This is a genomic window from Methanocalculus chunghsingensis (genome assembly GCF_018132105.1).
Taxonomy (GTDB): domain Archaea; phylum Halobacteriota; class Methanomicrobia; order Methanomicrobiales; family Methanocorpusculaceae; genus Methanocalculus; species Methanocalculus chunghsingensis.
On sequence record NZ_JWHL01000005.1, the window covers coordinates 58,272 to 76,334 of the forward strand.

General features: G+C 53.5%; 18 protein-coding genes and 2 tRNA genes. 13 read left to right on the plus strand and 7 right to left on the minus strand.

Going from position 1 to position 18,063, the window contains the following annotated elements:
- Window position 1 precedes the first annotated feature (1 nt).
- Genes guaB through RJ53_RS05090 form a run of 3 tightly spaced genes read left to right on the plus strand, consistent with a single transcriptional unit; the run spans window position 2 to window position 2,494 of the window.
- Window positions 2–1,465, plus strand: a complete 1,464-nt coding sequence (gene guaB / locus RJ53_RS05080; protein WP_211530533.1) for an IMP dehydrogenase — start codon at window positions 2–4, stop codon at window positions 1,463–1,465.
- A gap of 41 nt (window positions 1,466–1,506) precedes the next feature.
- On the plus strand, window positions 1,507–2,139 hold the full coding sequence (locus RJ53_RS05085) for an ArsR family transcriptional regulator (RefSeq protein WP_211530534.1): 633 nt from the start codon (window positions 1,507–1,509) through the stop codon (window positions 2,137–2,139).
- Window positions 2,120–2,494: a hypothetical protein gene (locus RJ53_RS05090; protein ID WP_211530535.1), complete on the plus strand. Its 375-nt coding sequence runs from the start codon at window positions 2,120–2,122 to the stop codon at window positions 2,492–2,494. Before RJ53_RS05085 ends, RJ53_RS05090 begins: the two co-directional genes overlap by 20 nt.
- Here the strand turns inward: RJ53_RS05090 and RJ53_RS05095 are convergent.
- Window positions 2,484–2,999 (minus strand): HEAT repeat domain-containing protein, encoded by a 516-nt coding sequence (locus tag RJ53_RS05095; RefSeq protein WP_211530536.1) that lies wholly within the window; start codon window positions 2,997–2,999, stop codon window positions 2,484–2,486. The two genes, RJ53_RS05090 and RJ53_RS05095, sit on opposite strands and share 11 nt — an antisense overlap.
- A 58-nt stretch (window positions 3,000–3,057) precedes the next feature.
- On the opposite strand from RJ53_RS05095, the gene ppk1 (RJ53_RS05100) reads away from it, so the two are divergent.
- The 10 genes from ppk1 (RJ53_RS05100) (at window position 3,058) to RJ53_RS05145 (ending at window position 15,877) form a co-directional block, all read left to right on the plus strand.
- Window positions 3,058–5,193 (plus strand): polyphosphate kinase 1, encoded by a 2,136-nt coding sequence (gene ppk1, locus RJ53_RS05100; protein ID WP_343221834.1) that lies wholly within the window; start codon window positions 3,058–3,060, stop codon window positions 5,191–5,193.
- Window positions 5,183–7,258 (plus strand): polyphosphate kinase 1, encoded by a 2,076-nt coding sequence (gene ppk1, locus RJ53_RS05105; protein WP_211530537.1) that lies wholly within the window; start codon window positions 5,183–5,185, stop codon window positions 7,256–7,258. Before ppk1 (RJ53_RS05100) ends, ppk1 (RJ53_RS05105) begins: the two co-directional genes overlap by 11 nt.
- Entirely contained in the window at window positions 7,242–9,272 is a 2,031-nt protein-coding gene (locus RJ53_RS05110) for a YfcE family phosphodiesterase (protein ID WP_211530538.1), read from the plus strand. Before ppk1 (RJ53_RS05105) ends, RJ53_RS05110 begins: the two co-directional genes overlap by 17 nt.
- Complete coding sequence (locus RJ53_RS05115) at window positions 9,269–10,852, plus strand: Ppx/GppA phosphatase family protein (protein WP_211530539.1); 1,584 nt, start codon at window positions 9,269–9,271, stop codon at window positions 10,850–10,852. The genes RJ53_RS05110 and RJ53_RS05115 overlap by 4 nt, the downstream gene beginning before the upstream one ends.
- 173 nt (window positions 10,853–11,025) lie before the next feature.
- Window positions 11,026–11,135, plus strand: a tRNA-Tyr gene (locus tag RJ53_RS05120).
- Between the two features lie 19 nt (window positions 11,136–11,154).
- Window positions 11,155–11,227, plus strand: a tRNA-Asp gene (locus RJ53_RS05125).
- Window positions 11,228–11,547: 320 nt separating this feature from the next.
- On the plus strand, window positions 11,548–11,979 hold the full coding sequence (locus RJ53_RS05130) for a hypothetical protein (protein ID WP_211530540.1): 432 nt from the start codon (window positions 11,548–11,550) through the stop codon (window positions 11,977–11,979).
- A 2-nt stretch (window positions 11,980–11,981) separates the two neighbouring features.
- Entirely contained in the window at window positions 11,982–12,461 is a 480-nt protein-coding gene (locus RJ53_RS05135; protein ID WP_211530541.1) for a hypothetical protein, read from the plus strand.
- Between the two features lie 307 nt (window positions 12,462–12,768).
- Window positions 12,769–14,427 carry a 2-isopropylmalate synthase gene (locus RJ53_RS05140; RefSeq protein ID WP_246495996.1) on the plus strand — a complete coding sequence of 553 codons (1,659 nt, stop codon included), beginning with the start codon at window positions 12,769–12,771 and terminating at the stop codon, window positions 14,425–14,427.
- Window positions 14,428–14,461: 34 nt separating this feature from the next.
- Window positions 14,462–15,877: an aldehyde dehydrogenase family protein gene (locus tag RJ53_RS05145; protein ID WP_211530542.1), complete on the plus strand. Its 1,416-nt coding sequence runs from the start codon at window positions 14,462–14,464 to the stop codon at window positions 15,875–15,877.
- Here RJ53_RS05145 and RJ53_RS05150 read toward each other — a convergent pair whose 3' ends face one another.
- From RJ53_RS05150 to RJ53_RS05175, 6 genes are read right to left on the minus strand one after another with little or no spacing between them, the layout of a single operon-like run.
- Window positions 15,878–16,246 (minus strand): prefoldin subunit beta, encoded by a 369-nt coding sequence (locus RJ53_RS05150; RefSeq protein ID WP_211530543.1) that lies wholly within the window; start codon window positions 16,244–16,246, stop codon window positions 15,878–15,880.
- A complete protein-coding gene (locus RJ53_RS05155) occupies window positions 16,243–16,494 on the minus strand; it encodes a KEOPS complex subunit Pcc1 (protein ID WP_343221835.1) in 252 nt (83 codons plus the stop codon). Before RJ53_RS05155 ends, RJ53_RS05150 begins: the two co-directional genes overlap by 4 nt.
- Entirely contained in the window at window positions 16,476–16,874 is a 399-nt protein-coding gene (locus RJ53_RS05160; protein ID WP_211530544.1) for a hypothetical protein, read from the minus strand. Before RJ53_RS05160 ends, RJ53_RS05155 begins: the two co-directional genes overlap by 19 nt.
- The gene (locus RJ53_RS05165) at window positions 16,871–17,005 is read right to left on the minus strand and encodes a DNA-directed RNA polymerase subunit P (RefSeq protein WP_211530545.1); all 135 of its coding nucleotides are present in this window, start codon (window positions 17,003–17,005) and stop codon (window positions 16,871–16,873) included. The genes RJ53_RS05160 and RJ53_RS05165 overlap by 4 nt, the downstream gene beginning before the upstream one ends.
- 6 nt (window positions 17,006–17,011) lie before the next feature.
- Window positions 17,012–17,302 carry a 50S ribosomal protein L37ae gene (locus RJ53_RS05170; RefSeq protein WP_211530546.1) on the minus strand — a complete coding sequence of 97 codons (291 nt, stop codon included), beginning with the start codon at window positions 17,300–17,302 and terminating at the stop codon, window positions 17,012–17,014.
- 53 nt (window positions 17,303–17,355) lie between these two features.
- On the minus strand, window positions 17,356–18,057 hold the full coding sequence (locus tag RJ53_RS05175) for a ribosome assembly factor SBDS (protein WP_211530547.1): 702 nt from the start codon (window positions 18,055–18,057) through the stop codon (window positions 17,356–17,358).
- Between the last annotated feature and the right edge of the window lie 6 nt (window positions 18,058–18,063).

Sequence of the window (18,063 nt, forward strand, 5' to 3'; positions counted from 1 at the left end):
CATGTTTGAAGAGAAGCTCAATATCCCGTACTCACTGACATTCGATGATGTTCTCCTCGAACCTGCCGAGTCCTATGTAGAACCGAGCGAAGCCGATGTCAGATCCAGATTCTCGAAGAATGTTCCTCTATTCATCCCGATCTGCAGTTCAGCGATGGATACCGTCACCGAGTCCGAGATGGCAGTCACCCTCGCGAGAGAGGGTGGAATAGGGGTGATCCACCGGAACCTTACTGCAACAGATGAGGCGGAGATGGTCCGGATCGTCAAGCGTGCCGAGGATCTCATCGAACGGCACGTGCTCTTCGTTGAGCCGAAGGCAACTATCATCTCCGTCGAGCGGCTGATGAATGAACATGGTATCGGAGGGGTACCGGTTCTTGAAGATGGCAATCTGGTTGGAATCGTCAGCAGACGTGACATACGGGCAATCGTCGGTAAACGCGGAAGCGAGCCGGTCCACAGGGTGATGACCCATGATCCCATCAGTGTTAATGAATCCATCACCCCTGAACAGGCTCTTGAGATCATGTATACAAACAAGGTCGAACGGCTCCCGGTACTCCATTCGGATGGATCCCTCCTTGGAATCATCACGATGCAGGATGTCCTCGAGAAGCGCCAGTTCCCCCGTGCAAACCGGGATGAACACGGACGGCTCCGGGTGGCAGCGGCGGTCGGGCCCTTCGACTTTGAACGTGCGATGCTCCTTGATGACGCAGAGGTTGATGCCCTCGTCGTCGACTGCGCCCATGGCCATAATATGAAGGTCGTCAAGGCGTTCCGGGAGATTAAGGAGAGCGCAAAAGCCGACTGTGTTGCAGGCAATATCGCAACACGTGAGGCAGCAGCTGAGTTTGTGAATGATGTCGATGGCATCAAGGTCGGCATCGGTCCGGGATCCATCTGTACAACACGGATCGTTGCTGGTGTCGGCGTCCCCCAGATCTCAGCAATCGCGGCCGTTGCGGATGTGATGAACGGGACAGGGGTTCCGGTCATCGCTGACGGGGGTATCCGGTACTCAGGCGATGTCGCAAAGGCGATCGCTGCAGGTGCAGACTGCGTGATGATGGGGAGCATGCTTGCCGGAACCGACGAGTCGCCCGGCAGGGTCATCGTCATCAAAGGACGGCGGTACAAGCAGTACCGTGGGATGGGATCGCTTGGTGTCATGACCGGAGGCCAGTCGAGTGACCGGTACTTCCAGTCTAAGGGGATCGGTGCAACCAAGTTCGTGCCCGAAGGTGTCGAAGGGGCAATACCCTACATCGGCGAGGTATCTGATATCATCTACCAGATCATCGGCGGTCTCAAATCGGCGATGGGCTATACCGGTGCAAAGACGATCACCGACCTCCAGAAACGGTCACGGTTCGTTCGGATCACCTCAGCCGGGTATACTGAGAGCCATCCACATAATATCATGATTACAGATGAAGCCCCGAACTATCGGCTCACCTGATACCAACTTTTTTATACTAAAAATCCTAACATAATGTTAGTATGCTAAACCACGTCGAGGTTTCCCGCCTGCTCGACATCCTTGGAAATCGTAATCGAAGGCGGATTATCGAGCTTCTTCGCCAGAAACCCTGTTTTGTCACCGAGATATCCGACCGTCTCATCATATCACCAAAAGCGGTGATCGATCATCTTGGTCTGATGGAGCGTGAGGCACTCATCTCCTCCTTCCTCGACGAACGGAGGAGGAAATATTATTATCTCTCCCAGGAGTTTGACATCGTCGTCTCAATGAGAAAGAACGGGAGTGAGATGCGGGTTGCAGGCCTTCCTTCAGCCGATCTTCGCCTCATTGAATCTCTCTCAATGCTCAGGCGCATGGCACGGGCACGGGAGAGTATCCTTGACACACTTGAGAATCTGGAACATGATATCGAGGCGACGATGAACGATATCATCAGAATGAGCCGGGGCGTCTGTGAGGGCGACCTGGATCTCGATATTATTATTACACTCTCTCACCAGGATCTCACCTTCGGCGAGCTCGTCGAAGTGATGGAGAGGGATCCGGAGGCGGTCAATATATCGCTTGGACGCCTGGGATCAAGGGGAATCGTCACGAAGGAGGGGGAACGGTACAGGATTGCCGGAATGTATGGAGCAGTACAGACCTGAAGATGAGTACAGGAAGCGTCCCGGAATCCTACGGATCATTGGATGTATCCTCAGGCCGGAAGGGGGATTTGGCGGATATCTTCTGGTTCCAACCTACTCCCCGCCGGCTGATCTCCCATTTGAGATGATCGAGACAGAAAACCGGATTTATATCACCGCCGGACTCCCGCCTGAGAATATGTTGAAATCGGCACCCTATGCCCGGATAGAGAGGGAGAGGGTTGCGGTCGTCGTCAACGAACATGAGACCTGGATCCCCCTCCCGGCCAGGATCAATGTCTTCCATTCAAATTACACGGTGCGGAACGGAGTGATGGATATCCTCTGCCGCAAACCGGTCTTCTTCACCCTCTGAGGGATTGTATCGCCCTCTCTGCCATATCGCGGACATATGGGTTTTCGTCATCGAGGAGCGGGGTAATATCCTCAATCGCTGCTGGATTTCCAAGACTCCCGAGTCCTTTGGCTGCCATATACCGGACATGATCCCTCTCATCCTGTACGGATCTCCTGAGGTGGGGCAGGGTTTGGGGGTTCTTCATCTCCCCAAGTGCTTCGCATGCACGATACCGGACAACCCACCACTGATCCTTTTGGACCGCGGCAAGCTCAGGAATGGCCACCTCGCCGATCCTGGTAAGCAATGCGGATGCCGAAGCCCGGACAGTTTTGTCGTCATCCCGCAATGCTGCAATGAGATGTGGGATGGCACGACGGCCGTTCATCGCTGCAAGAGATGTCAGATGGGTTATCTTCTCTCCGGCAGATGGTGTGGTGAGCAGGGCTGTGAGCGTCTCCTCAAAAGAGACGGTACGCCTCTCATCCGGATGATCATTCATGATCTCTCTTTGCTCTACCATACTATCTTCTTTTGGAAGATAGATCGGTATGCGGGAACAAATATCTGCATCAAGCCCAATGGTATCAATGATCATAATGGACGGAGATGCCATCAGACGGGATGATACGACAGATCAGGTCCTGATCAATACACCGAAGGTCTTCTTCAACCGTGAACTCTCCTGGATTCAGTTCAACCGAAGGGTGCTCGAAGAGGCATGGGAAGGTGACCACCCTCTCCTTGAGAGGGTCAAGTTCCTCTCGATATTCTCAAACAATCTCGACGAATTTGTGATGATACGCCTCTCCGGACTCTGGCGTCAGGTAGAATCAGGAGCACTGGAGCGCCCCCCTGATGCCCTCTCCCCGGCAGAGCAGATCGCAGGAATTCGATCAGAGCTGCTTCCGCTCCTTGAAGAGGCGACAGAATGCTGGCGGGAATATCTCCTCCCCCGTCTCCGTGAGGAAGGGATCTTTATCCACAGGATGGAAGATCTCTCCCCGGAATGCAGAAAAAATGCCCGTGAACGGTTCATGAAGGAGATATTTCCGATCATCACACCGATGGCCTTTGATATCTCCCACCCCTTCCCGTTTATATCCAATCTCTCACTGAACCTGGCCGTCGTCATTAACCATCCACAGCGTGGCCGTCTCTTCTCCAGGGTCAAGGTACCAAGGGGTATTGTAAAACGGTTCATCAGGCTCGTGGAGATGCCGGATGCAGGGAGGAGAGACTATCACTTCGTAATGCTTGAAGACCTCATTGCAGATAACCTCGATCTCCTCTTCCCGGGGATGGATGTGGAGGCGGCATACCCCTTCCGGGTAACAAGGGATGCCGACTTTGAGATCGAGGAGGACGAGGCATCGGATCTCCTCACCAGCATTGAGGAGAGTGTCGAGCACAGGCGGATCGGCCAGCCTGTACGGCTTGAGGTGGACAGCTCCGTCCCATCCTGGATCAGAGAGATGCTCGGGGCAAAACTCCATCTCCATCCAAATCAGGTCGATACCAGCACCGGCCCGATCGGGATGGCAGATCTGATGGAGCTTACAGGAATCAACAGGCCGGAGTTGAAAGACCCGCCGTTCCTCCCGGCAACACCCCCCGGCCTCGAGAACGAAAAGCAGATCTTCGCAGCTATCAGGCAGCGTGATTATCTCCTCTACCACCCCTATGACAGCTTCAACCCGGTGGTGGCATTCATCAGGCAGGCCGCCCGCGATCCGGATGTCCTTGCAATCAAGCAGACACTCTACCGGGTCGGCACCAACTCTCCCATCGTCGAGGCCCTGATGGAGGCGCGTGAACGCGGCAAGCAGGTGACCGTCCTTGTTGAGCTGAAGGCACGCTTTGACGAGGAGAATAACATCGTATGGGCGCGGGCGCTGGAGCGTGCCGGGGTGCATGTCGTCTATGGCCTCGTCGGCCTGAAGGTCCATGCCAAACTCTGTATGGTCATCCGGCGGGAAGGGGAGAGACTCGTCACATATACACACATCGGAACCGGGAACTACAACGCCCAGACGGCGCGGGTCTATACCGATATCGGCATATTTACCACTGATCCCGATGTCGGGTCCGATGCCGCCGACCTCTTCAACGCGCTCACCGGATACTCTGCAAAACGACGGTACCGTACGTTCCTCGTCTCCCATGGAAAAGACGGTCTGATGCGTGATGATCTCATCATGAGGATCAACCGGGAGATCCAGCGCCACCGTGAGACCGGTGACGGCTGCATCGTCTTTAAATGTAACGCCCTCGTCGATCCCGCCTGTATCGCGGCCCTGTACAGGGCATCTGAGGAGGGCGTCAGCATTCACCTCCAGGTGCGGGGTATATGCTGCCTCAGGCCGGGGATTCCCGGTTTATCCCGGAATATCACCGTCTCTTCCATCGTGGGACGCTTCCTTGAGCATACAAGAATTTTTTATTTCAGAAACGGCGGGGAAGAGGATGTGTTAATCGGATCTGCGGATCTGATGCCTCGAAATCTTGATCGGAGAGTGGAGATTCTGTATCCGATACGGGATGCAATGATACGCCAGATGCTGATTGAGAAGATCCTCTGGATACATCTCAAGGACACCCTGAAGATGAGAATGATGAACGATACAGGCCGGTACAAACGGCAGGAGCTTGGGCCGGAGCCCCTGGATTCGCAGGGATGGATGATCACGAACAGGGGGATCTGGCATGACGCATGATCTCACCTCCCCGGAATATTATATCAATCGAGAACTCTCCTGGCTCTCCTTTAACCGGAGGGTGCTTGCAGAGGCACATGATGATGCTCATCCCCTCCTTGAGCAGGTGAAGTTCCTTGCCATCTGCGGTGCAAACCTCGACGAATTCTTCATGGTCCGGGTATCAGGACTGAGGCACCAGATCAAGGAAGGGGTCTGGAAAGCCCCTCCTGACAGTATTATGCCAGCGGATCTCCTCTGGAGAATTCAGATTGAAGTGGATGAACTCTACCGTCTCTATGATACATGCTGGCGGGAGAGGCTCCTCCCGAGGCTGACAGATGCCGGGATTTCGATCATCTCTGCCGGTGATCTCACCGATGAGGAGAGAGAGCAGGTTCAGGAATACTTCATGACGACGATCTACCCGATCCTGACACCGATGGCGATCGATGCCGCACGTCCGTTCCCCTTCATCTCGAACCTCTCGGTGAACCTTCTGGCCGTCCTTCGCTCAACCGAGCAGAGGCAGTACCTTGCAAGGGTAAAGATCCCGACACTCACCTTCGGGAGGTTCGTCCCGATAGAAACAGGAAAGGGCCACTCCAGAACCAGATTCATCCTGCTTGAAGATCTCATCGCAGAGAACCTCGGCGTCCTTTTTCCCGGGATGAGGGTTGAGCGATCATACCGGTTCCGCCTGGCACGGGATGCAGAGATCAAGGTTGTCATCGATGAGGCATCAGATCTCCTCACCGCAGTCGAGGAGAGTATCGAGTGCCGGAGAACCGGTATGCCGGTCAGGCTTGAGGTCGATTCCGGGATGCCGGCAGACCTCATCCTCCTCCTCTCAGAGCGGCTCGGTCTGAGTCAGGCTGACATCTATGGTGTCGGATCCTTCATCGGGCTTGCAGATCTCTGGCAGCTCCACAGCCTGCCCCGTCCTGATCTGCTGGATACCCCGCTCCTCCCCTTTGTCCACCCCGCACTCACACCGGAACGGGATCTCTTCACTGCGATCCGTTCAGAGGACTTCCTCTTCTACCATCCCTACGACAGTTTCAATCCGCTCGTCCGCCTCTTTCGACAGGCCGCAATTGATCCGGATGTCCTTGCACTCAAGATCACCCTGTACCGGATCGATACGAATTCCCCAATCGTCGATGCCCTGATGAAAGCGAGGCAGCATGGGAAGCAGGTGACGGTCGTCCTTGAGCTAAAGGCGAAGTTTGATGAGCTGAACAATATCACCTGGGCGCGGGCACTTGAGCATGAGGGGGTGCATGTCGTCTATGGTCATGAAAGGCTGAAGATCCATGCGAAACTTGCCCTCATCGTCAGAAGGGAGCCAGATGGCATCCGGAGGTACGTCCATCTCAGCTCTGGAAACTATAACACAGTCACCACACGGATCTACGGCGATATCGGCTACCTGACAGCTGATCCGGATATCGCAGCCGATGTCACCGAGCTCTTCAACCTCCTCACCGGGTACGTCGGGAAGGAGGAGTACAGAAAACTCCTTGTTGCCCCGGTGAGCCTCCGGCAGGGAATCATCGATCGGATCAACCGGGAGATTGACCACCAGAGGCGACAGGGTGACGGGTACATTGCATTAAAACTCAACGGGCTTCTCGATCCGGATATCATCAGCGCACTCTATCGGGCATCCCAGGAAGGGGTGCGCCTTGATCTGAATGTCCGTGGACTCTGTGCCCTCAGGCCGGGGATACCCGGCGTCTCCGAGACAGTTGTTGTCAGATCCATCGTCGGAAGGTTCCTGGAACATGCCCGAATCTATCATTTCCATAACGGAGGCGATGATGAGGTTCTCCTCGGCAGTTCTGATATGATGCAGAGGAACCTGAGGCGGCGTGTTGAAGTCCTCTTCCCGGTCAGGGACCGAAGGATACGGAATGCCCTCATCAGAATACTGAAGATACATCTGGCAGATAATGTCAAATCATGGCAGCTCCTGCCGGATGGGCGATATGAGAAGATCCATCCGGCAGAAGGAGAAGAAGCATGCCATTCGCAGAACTGGCTGATCGAACATCATGGGGAATGGCATGGCTGGAAAGAGTAAAAAAAAGGTGGATACGGGTTTCTGCCTCTTTGGCGCAGAGATCATGGGGAAGCTCACCGAAGATCTCCTCTCCGAAGCGGATGGTGTCCGCGAATCTGATGACATCGAGTATATTCACCGTATGCGTGTCGCATCACGCCGGATTCGCGCAGCACTCCCCCTTTTTACAATCTGTTTTCCGGGAAAGGAATATAAACGACTCAGAAAGAGTATCCGGGCGATTACACGCTCCCTTGGTGATGCACGGGATCTTGATGTCCAGATGGATTTCCTCACCTCATACCTTGAGACCCTCCCTGATGAGGCACCTCCTCTCTGGTATGCAGGGTTTCTCCCACCAGGTGAGGAGACGACGGTTATGGTCCAGGAGGAGGAGGAGGAGAGACCTGCTCCCCCAGAACCATCAGGTATCATCACCAGGATTACTGAGGTCATCCGTCGGATGCGATCCTATCTTGCCGGTGAGATGGCAGTATCTGTTCAACCGGCACCACCCCCGCACTCCCCATCCCTCAGGCCCGGAATAGAGTGCCTCCTCCTCAGATGGACAGAACGGCGGACAGCACTTCAGCCGGACGTCATATCTGCCGTTGATACCTTTGAAGCATCCGGTGTCGGGGACGAGCTCCTTGAATGGAGCAGGGATCAGATCATCTCCGCCCGTCTCCATGACACCGACAGCCACAGCAGATTTGCGTACGAAACCGCCTACAGGGTGATCAGCAAGAAGATTCTCGATATCTTCTCATATGAGCGATATATCCCGGACCCCGAAGAGGTGAGGAAGCACCATGAGATGCGGATCAGTGCCAAACAGCTCAGGTATACAATCGAGATCTTCCGGGATCTCTATCCGGACCGTCTGAAAGAAGAGATCCAGTCGATCAAGCACCTGCAGGATCTCCTCGGTGATATGCATGACTGCGATGTCTGGCTTGAGGTACTACCTGCGTTTCTTGAGGAGGAGGAGGCGCGGGTCAGCGCCTTCTTCGGCCATCCCGGGTTCATGCAGTTCATCCGGCCGGGGATTATCCATCTTGCACGGGACCGGCGGACGAGACGCGAGGATCTCTACAGATCCTTCGCCGCATACTGGGAGACGATGAAGAGTGAAGGACTCTTTGACCGTCTCAGACAGAAGATACTTGAGCCGCTTGTTATCGGCCCTCAGAGCTCTCATCTCCAGACCGGGAGTGATCCAATCCGGATTGCCTTCATCAGCGACATCCATGGAAACCTTCCTGCCCTCGATGCTGTTCTCGAGGATGCCGGCCGCCGTGGCGTCTCCCATATTCTGCATCTCGGAGATCTCGTCGGTTTCGGCCCGTTCCCGGAAGAGACGATCCGGCGGATCAGGGGTGAATCAATCACCGGTGTTGCCGGCAATATCGATACAGACACCCTCCTGATGAAGAAGAAAAATTGTAAGAAGAAGGACTCTGAGAAAGAGATCGCCCTCTGCTGGACGAGAAGACACCTCTCAAAAGAGAGCCGGAGATACCTGGCCGGTCTTCCCGGGGAGATCCGAACACGTGCGGGCGGTATATCCCTTCTTCTGACTCATGGTAGTCCGGTCTCGTCTACCGGCCGGATCGGGCCTGATACGCCCGATACAGAGCTCTCAGAATATGCAGCATCGACCGGGGCAGCGGTCATCATCACCGGTCATACACATATCCCGTTTGCACGGACGATCGATGACTGCCTCTTCATTAATCCGGGCTCTGTCGGACGCCCCCATGACGGGGATCCCCGGGCGTCGTACTGTATCCTGCAGACAGATCCCCTCTCAGTCTGTCATATCCGGATCCCATATGATATCGATGCCGTCACTGATGAAATGGAAGCGGTGAAACTTCCCGCAATCTTCAAAACGATACTCCGTCACGGTATAACCATCGACGAGGCACGGCTTCTGATGCATCTTCCGGAGGAGAAGGACGATAGTATATCTGCAGGCCACAGGAGCGAACCGGAGTTTACCTGGTATGAACCAGGAAGGCGGAATGAATGATAGCCGAAGAGACAGTCGCTTTTATCGATATTGGTACTAACTCGATCCGACTGCTCGTCGTCCGGCTGAACCAGAACGGATCGGTGACGGTGCTGACGATGCAGAAAGAGGTTGCCAGGCTTGGAGAGGGGGAGTTTGCAACAGAAGAGCTCTCCCCTGATGCGATCGGCCGGGCAGTAACTATCTGCAAGAACTTTGTCGATCTCAGCCTCGCATTCGGAGCAACGGAGATGGTCGCCGTGGCAACATCGGCAACGCGGGAGGCGAGAAATGCCGATCAGTTCCTTGAGCTCCTCCTTCGTGAGGCAAATCTTGAGGTACGGGTCGTCTCCGGCAGGGAGGAGGCGCGGCTCATCTACCGTGGCGTCGTCAGCGGCATCGATCTCGGCAGTTCCCGCGCCCTCTTCATCGATATCGGGGGTGGATCCACCGAGATGATCATCGGTGGCCAGCATGACTACCTCATCCTCGAGTCGATGAAACTTGGTGCGATCAGGCTCACCAATCAGTTCTTCCGGGCAGATGAGTCCGGGGTTGTCTCACGAAAGAAGTACGCACAGATTCAGCAGTTTGTCAGAAACGTACTTGCACAGCCGCTGAACCGGCTGAGAAAGGTCCCCTATTCGCAGGTTGTCGGAAGTTCAGGGACCATCCAGAACCTTGCAGAGATAGCAGCCCGCCTCTATCCCGGGACATCCGCCCCGGGTTGTCTGCGCTACGAGGATCTGCAGCTTGTTATCAGGCGGCTCTGTTCCCTGCGGCTTGAGGAGCGGAGGCGGGTGCCCGGGATCAACCCTGAGCGGGCAGATATTATCATCGGGGGTGCTGTCATCCTTGAGTCGGTGATGAGGGAGCTTGGGATCGATGCAATCGGGATCTCCCCCCACGGCCTCAGGGAAGGGCTGCTGATGGAGTATCTCTCACGAATACCCGGCCTTCCCCATGCAGAGAAGATCTCGGTCAGGCGGCGAAGCGTGATCCAGCTTGGTCGATCCTGCCGGATCGATGAGACACATGCCATGACGATCGTCGGACTCTCTGCCAGGCTCTTTGATACCGCCCGTGATGCCGGCCTCCATCAATCAGGGGATCGCGAACGGGATCTGCTTCTGTATGCGGCATATCTGCATGATATAGGGAATTTCATATCATTCTCCGATCATCACCTCCATTCCGGGTATATCATCAGGAATGCAGAACTGCTCGGCTTCGATAAGGGCGAGATTACGATCATGGCAGAGATAGCCCGCTACCACCGAAAGAAGCCCCCGCGAAAGAAGGATCTCACCTTCAGCCAGTATGATCCGGATGTCCAGGATCAGATCCGGACCCTCGCCCTCTTCCTGAGGCTTGCAGAGCATCTCGACAGAACCCATGCCGGGCTTGTCATGGATGCCGGGCTTGCACGATCTGCAGACGGTTCGATCATGCTCACCATTGAGGGACGGGGGGACTGTACCCTTGAGGTATGGGGAGTTCGTTCCGAGGCGGCCGCCGTCAGGAAGGTCTTTGGCGGGGGGCTCACCATCGAGGTGAGGGAAGGGAGTGGAAAATCACTGCGCGGAGAGCTCCCGGGATGATTTCTGCACCGCTTCAGCCGATCCCACCTGTACTACAGGCACCTAGGAAAAAAGAGATATTAAAGCTCTAATATCTAAAAAGGATATTATATGAGGTTTTTACCTCATTCAACCATCATTTCACCCTTCGATATGTTTATATGTGATCTGAGCCTTTTTATTTAGTGCAGTTACCCGCCTTAACTCAGACTGGTAGAGTGCGCGGCTGTAGTAAGATCATCGCCTGCGGGCGAACTGCGCGGCTACCGCGATGTCCCCGGTTCGACTCCGGGAGGCGGGACCAGTAACAAAAAAAACCACGTGCCCAGATAGTGTAGTGGCCTATCATGATGCCCTGTCACGGCATCGACTCGGATTCGAATTCCGATCTGGGCGTCCTCTTCTTTTGGATGATTATTCAAAGTTTATCGTTGCGCTATTTAGCATCCACTGTAAAAGTGGACTGATATGTCCATCTCATAGCTCTGATAGGAACAGGCATACTATAGGTCGCTGTGGAATAATAAAGATCATGGACTTATACAGAAATGAAGAGTGTGAAGTCTCCTCCATATCAACTACAAATAAAGGTGAAGAGCGTGAAACAACAATCACCCCATCAAATTTGGATGGGTATTCTGTTGATAGCCTGGTTGGATGCATAAAGTGGAAATGATAAATATCCACAATGTATATTGTATATACTAGTGGTGGAAATGAAAGATTACCAGACAGTCATCGAAGAAAATTTTTTGACCCTGAGAGAAATGGTTGAGGTATACAATTTTAAAGCTGCTTTCACTATTGTCTCCGATCTCACAAAAATATGTACCCTGTTCGATGATGAGGATGGCATAATAATTATGGAGGTCCTGGAAGGGATATTCACTCAAGTTGGACCGATATTTGAAAAATATGAGCTATCTGATAATTTAAAAAATGAATATACTTCAATAGCTGTTGTAGAATTGAACAAACTGATCGAAAATTATAAGTCAAATAATCAAATTGAAATTTATAAAAATCTGAGATATATCCGCTCGATCTCAACCAAACTACAAATTGATCAATTAAGAACCGGAACTCGATCGATCCAACAGGATCAGATCAAACTCCCCGAAGTGATGAGTCATCTTTTATCCAGGTGAATATGATGCTTGTTGAACCCAAAAAACCACGTTTAATGTCTCAAGAGATCATGAAAGCATCACACCATAATTATGATTTAGAATCTGACCAATATGTACAATTAACAAACCACCCTGGCAAAGAATTGATGTCAGATTATTGGAGTAATGATGCACCACAAAGTATCCTTCAACAATTATTAGAGTCGAACCGTGCCACTACAGAGTTTTGTCAAATAATTTTTGCAAAACTACAGAATATTGAAAGACAAAACCAGATGTTAATAGATATATTTCAATGTGAAGTGGGATGCAACGAAATTCCTGTGTCATTCGCCGATGAAGGATTGACAGACGAGCAGGTAAAGGAGCGGGTGCTCAATTATTATCAAACCAAACGTGAGTCTTATCCTTCCGATGTTGCAGTTGCATTAAATTTTGACCTTAAACGTGTAATTAACGCTGTTTATCAGCTTGAAGAGGAAGGAATTTTGGAGGGATAGTTTTTTGAAGCCAACATATCGTGAAAAGGGCGATGCTCTTGAGGGTGAGAGAATAGCATGTCAAGCGCGCAAAATCATTAGCAAACCTCCTCGCCATGGATCATCCAATCATAAAATTCAAACTATGACCTTAGAGAGCAATGCATATTGTGTTATCGAAAAATCATTTCGTTTAACAAAGTAAATCTATATCCCTTCTTCCATAAAATTCTTCTGTCAGGTCTGCTTTTGCCAGACAAGGTAAAGGGAAATGTCGCATCGATAATCCTGAATAGATTACATTCTGTCAATCCCCAATGGAGACGTTTTGTCAACACACCCGATGACAAATATCGATTATCCTTATTCAGGTAAGGGGAATACCACAGCCACCCCACAACAGAACGCTTTATCATCTCCAATACGCAATATATCAGTATGCCTCAGGCAAATACTTCCGTGGGGAATTGCTTTCTTTGTTGATCGCAAACGCCCAGAGAGAGTAACTGTTTTTGACACCACCCTCAGGGATGGTGAACAGACACCAGGTGTATCATTCACCATTGAACAGAAACTGGATATCGCACGACTCCTCTCAGAGATAGGTGTCGATACCATCGAAGCCGGATTCCCTGCATCCTCTGCACAGGAGAAGGAGACGGTCAGCCGGATCGCCTCTGAGAACCTTGCTGCAAAAGTCTGCGGGCTGTCACGATCACGGATCGATGATGTCGATACGTGCCTGGACTGCGGCGTCGATATGGTCCATGTCTTCATTCCGACATCGGATATCCAGAGAGAGAATACCATCAAGAAGAGCCGCGAGGAGGTCCTCCAGATGACTGGAGAGATCGTCGGATATGTCCGTGATCACCTCGGATCCTGCATGTTCTCTGCGATGGATGCAACCCGGACCGACCTCCCGTATCTGATTGAGGTGCTGAAGGTGGCAGCAGATGCCGGTGCAACAGTCGTCAATATCCCCGATACCGTCGGCATCTCCACCCCGATGAAGATGGGGGAGCTGATCTCGGCTATCTCCCGGGAGATAACCGTCCCGATCGATGTTCATTGCCACAATGACTTCGGCCTCGCCGTTGCCAATACCACAACCGCCGTGGAGGCGGGCGCCTCCCAGGTGCAGGTAACGGTCAATGGGATCGGTGAACGTGCCGGAAATGCCGACATCGCCCAGACCGTCATGATCCTTGAGGCGATTCACGGGATCAGTACCGGTATCGAGACGCCAAGACTCGTCGAGACCTCGCGTGTCGTCTCCAGGTTTTCAGGGATTCCGATCACCCCGATCCAGCCGGTCGTCGGAGATAACGCCTTTGCACATGAGTCCGGTATCCACTCCCATGGCATCATGGCAAACAGCCAGACCTTTGAGCCCGGGATCATGACACCCGAGATGGTCGGCCACCGCCGCCGCCTCGCACTCGGCAAGCATGTTGGCAGGCATGCCGTCCGGCAGATGCTCTCGCTGGTTCATATCTCGCCATCTGACCGCCAGCTGGATGAGATTGTCGAGAGGATCAAGGTGATATCATCCCGAGGCCGCCGGGTCACCGATCACGATCTCTACACAATCGCTGAGGACATCATGGGTATTCAGGCAATCGCAAAGACGATCGAGCTGCGTGACATCTCCATCATGAGCGGGAACCACTGTATCCCGACAGCGAGTGTCCGTGCCCTCGTCGGCGGGGTTGAGAAGACCGCAAGCGCCACCGGCAACGGTCCTGTTGACGCCGCAGTCCGTGCAGTCCTCGGGGTGATGCCAATCGCCATCTCGCTCAAGGATTTCCGGATCGAGGCGATCAGCGGTGGAACCGATGCCATCGGCCATGTCACGATCACCGTCGAGGATCAGCAGGGAAGAACCTTCGACGCGAGCTCATCAGGCGATGATATCGTCCTTGCATCTGCAGAGGCGATGATCAATGCAATCAATCTCCTCCGGTGGACTGGGGAGACACCCTGAACTTTTTTATTTCTGAATAACATTCTCGTCAGGTATGCGGGAACCACGCCCTTTCTGCCTTGGCGGCAGATGGAAGACGAGCACCAGTACCATCCCTGTCATCAACCCTTATACCCGGGAAGAGGTGGCTCGTGTCTGTACGGGATCAGCTGACGACCTCTTCATGGCAGCGGGGCATGCTGCGGCTGCCTTCCGGATAACCAAAACCCTCCCCACATATATCCGGCGGCAGATCCTCCATACCATCGCTGCGCTCCTTGAAGAGAGGCGCGAAGAGCTCGTCGATGCGCTCATTGCAGAAGGCGGCAAGGTCAGGAAAATTGCAGACGGCGAGGTCACCCGTGCGATAGAGACGATCACCATCTCTGCCGAGGAGGCATCCCGAATCACCGGGACGATCATCCCCCTGGACCGAACCCCCGGAGGAGCCGGCCACACCGGCCATCTCATCAGGGTTCCGGCAGGCCCTCTCCTCGCTATCACCCCGTTTAACTATCCGCTAAACCTCGCCTGCCATAAGATCGGGCCGGCGATCGCAATCGGCGCTTCCTTCCTCCTCAAACCGGCAACGGCAACCCCCCTCTCCTCCCTCATCCTTGCTGAGATCATCCTTGCCGCAGGATACCCGCCCGAAGCAGTATCAGTCATCCCGGCACCCGGATCCGTCGCAGACGCCATCGTTGGAGATGAACGGTTTGCATACCTCTCCTTCACCGGAAGCCCTGATGTCGGATGGGAGCTGAAAAAACGTGCCGGGAAGAAGAAGGTCAGCCTCGAGCTCGGGGGAAATGCGGCCGTCATCATCTGCAGGGATGCCGATCTCAGGTATGCCGCATCCAGGATTATTGCAGGAGGATTTGTCAATGCCGGACAGAACTGTGTCTCGGTCCAGCGTGTCCTTATTCATCATGAGGTGTATGAGGAGATGACCGCCGGAATCATCTCTGAACTCAGGGCCCTGAAAATAGGTGATCCCAGAGATCCCACAACCGATCTGGGGCCGATGATCTCAGAGGAGGCAGCAGCCGTAGCCGAAGAGATGATCCGATCGGCAGGTGCCCGGGTCATCGCGGGCGGCATCCGGGAAGGGGCACTCCTCCACCCGACAGTCCTTGCCGATGTCGATCCCTCCCTTCCCATCGCATGCCGTGAGATCTTTGCACCCGTCATCCTCCTATCCCCATACAGGAAAGAGGATGAAGCCTTCAGCATTGTGAATGCCTCAGAGTATGGCCTCCAGGCAGGCATCTTCACAGACTCTCTTGAGACGGTTCAGAGAGCCTTCTCTGCCCTTGATGTTGGTGCGATCCTGGTCAACGACATCCCGACATTCAGAGTCGATGAGATGCCGTATGGCGGGGTGAAGGGATCGGGAACAGGCCGTGAAGGACCGGCATATGCCATCGCCGGGATGACGGTAGAAAAGATGTTAGTAATAAATAAAAGATGATTATGCGGCTTCGGGGGCCCTGCCCTCGAGAGCGTTTTTAACCTGCTGCTGAAGCTGCTCAAATCTGCCAGAGAGAGCCTTCTCCTGTTTTTCCAGAGATTTGATCCGGAGCTCAAGGGTGTCCACCTTCTCAGAGAGCATCTTCTCAACATGGTCTTTCTTCTGCTGAACCATCACAGATCCGACGGTCATGAAGACGTCCGCATCTTCTGCAGCCTCTTTCAGCTCCTCTTCTGCACGTTTCGTCTCGCGGATGGTCATCTCATACTGGGACTTCTGAGAGACGATGGTCTGAAGCTGCTGCTGCATCTGCTGGAGCTGGGCGATCTGGTTCTGGATCTTCTCGGGAATATTCTGATTCGGGTTCATATACGTATCTCCTGCATCTCTTCTGCTATTGTAATCAGGCGAAGCCACATATTGAGAGCGGCCCGCATAGCCGGGATATCCCCGGCAGTCACTGAAAGGGAGAGGCGATCGCCGTTACAGCTGATCATTGCATGCGACCGCTCACCTGTCTCATCACAGGCCTCGGGTGCAAGCACCTCATAGATCCTCGCTGCATGAGGGGTCTCAAACCAGAACTCGGCATGATGCCTTATCTCGCTATCTGACACCTGTACAATCTCCTCTGTCTTCCGTCAAAGGTGATCGTACCCTCTGCATCGTCTTTCAATGTGACGGGTACATATCTCGCCAGGAGATCATAAACCGATTGGTCAGAAACGAAGATTCCTCGCTGCATCGCCCCCTCACGGGATTCGATCGACCAGGTGGATATGATCACCTCGCCCTTCACCTCCCCCTCAACCTCGAGGCGGAGCATTGTCTTCTCCTGCTGCTTCTCAAGAAAGATAAAGACCGGATCACGAACTTCGAGATCACGAAGGCCGGCCTTGCCCCGGTTGATATGATCACACCCAAGGGCAAATGCAAGATCCCGTGCAAATGTCCGAAGCTCAGGAGTCGGCCGACGTGATGTCGTCAGGATCGTCATCTGGCTTTGAGGTCTTTGATACCCGCACCGCGCTCTTTAAAGAGGATACGGTGTCCGCAGTATGGACAACGGACATTGACATCGATCTCTACCTTCTTTTTGCAACGGGCACACTTATAGGACCCGGTCACGCCAGATTACGCCTCCTTCTTGGTTGCTGCCTCGATGTTCCTGAGTGCTACCTTCAGTCCCGGGGTTTGTGGCGCGTATGCTCCACCTGCAAACGCAAAGCCGCACTTTCTGCATCCCCAGATGCCGGTACCCTGCCGCTTCACAGAGAATGTGTCGCAACGTGGACAGAGGTGCTTTGCGCGCTGAACCTTCTCGGTTTCATTGACGCTCTTTCTGATGAATCGTCCGTATCGCGGTCCATAGCGGCCTGCACTACCTGTTACACGACCCTTTGCCTTATGTTTTCCCTTTACCATGATTGAAATCTCCGGGATATGTCTTATTCTATTTGCTATCAGTTCCTATTAAGTTACTCGATGATCCTGACATCCGCATCTCCCTTTGAGACACGGTTGATGAGTGAGAAGAGCTCCTCCTGCATGCCTGCAGGTATCTTCACAAGGCAGATCCAGGAGCCGTCTGCCTGCCATTCCTCCTTCTCCAGCGTGACCATTGCAGCGCCTGCAATCTCCCCATATCCTCGCGGAGCATAGTCGGCAGGGATTTTGACGGCATATCGCCGCTCTGCAAACTTAATCGGGAGGATCGGTCGTAAGGCTTTGACCACCTCCTTGACGAGCGCATCGACAGACTTGAAGGGATCAAAGTGTATCCTGACCTCTTCAAGTGCAAGCTCGATCCGCTGTCGAGGATGGGGGAGGTTCGTCTGCGGATTGATCGCATTGCGCGCGATATAGGTGATCACCTGCCGCTTCTTCTCCTCAGCTCTCTGTTTTCGCTGCTCGGAGGTGAGATGAATCTCCCCCTTTTTGATGATCACCTCCGCTACCGTCTCAAAATCCGTCGTCTTGAAGACCTTGTTCAGGGCTTCATCTGAGGCTTTCTCCACATGAGCTGCGTTCTCATAGACATATGCAGCAGCGACGGCATCTTCGATCCCAATCTCTTCACCCTCGCGTATCTTCTGGGCGAGGTCCGGATCAACCAGGATCTCAAACCGCTCTCCATGCGCCTCATAGCGCGCGACAACGGCATCATCAAGAGGGATCATTGATCT